Below are 652 nucleotides of genomic sequence, written 5' to 3'. Positions count from 1 at the left end.
CCCAAGGGGTCTACTTGGAGACCTGCTCGCTCGCCGAGCTCCGTGCGGCACAGCTGCACACCGTGCACAGTCTGACCCTGAGGGACACCTCCTGCGGGCGCATCCGGCTGACCGAGGCCAAGATCGATGGGCGGCTGGTACTGCGCGGGGCCACGGTGGCGCCGGCCGGAGATGTGAAGTACGCCCTTGACCTGGCTGGAGTTTCGATCGGCGCCTACGCCTCGTTCTCCGACCTGACGGTTGCGGGAACCACACATCTCACCGGAGCTCACATTGGTGGCCGGCTCAGCCTCCGAGGAGCACAGCTTCGGAACCGAGGCGGGCAGGCGCTGCTGGCCCTCGATCTGGAGGTGCGGGAGACTGCACTGCTCGACCGGGGATTCGTCTCCGAAGGCAGCGTCGATCTCACCGGCTCGGTCATCGGCGGGTCGCTCGAGCTCAGTGGTGGCACCTTCGAACACGCTGGGGCCACACCCGCGTTGGACCTGGCCAGGATCACCATCAAACAGAACATGCTCTGCCAGGACGGATTCACCGCGCGCGGGCGGGTGCTGCTCGCAGGGGCGACCATCAGCGGGAACCTCATGTGCGACGGCGGCCAGTTCCTCCACCCCTCGGACACGGCGATCGATGCCGCTGGCCTCACCGTCGG

1 pseudogene is annotated in these 652 nt (G+C 67.5%); it reads left to right on the top strand.

From position 1 onward, the window contains the following. Nucleotides 1–14: 14 nt before the first annotated feature. Nucleotides 15–652: pseudogene (locus ABD353_RS39885) on the top strand (hypothetical protein); the annotation flags it as partial.

Origin of the sequence: Kitasatospora arboriphila (genome assembly GCF_039528095.1) — a bacterium.
GTDB lineage: Bacteria > Actinomycetota > Actinomycetes > Streptomycetales > Streptomycetaceae > Kitasatospora > Kitasatospora arboriphila.
This window is presented reverse-complemented; position numbering and strand designations above follow the sequence as displayed.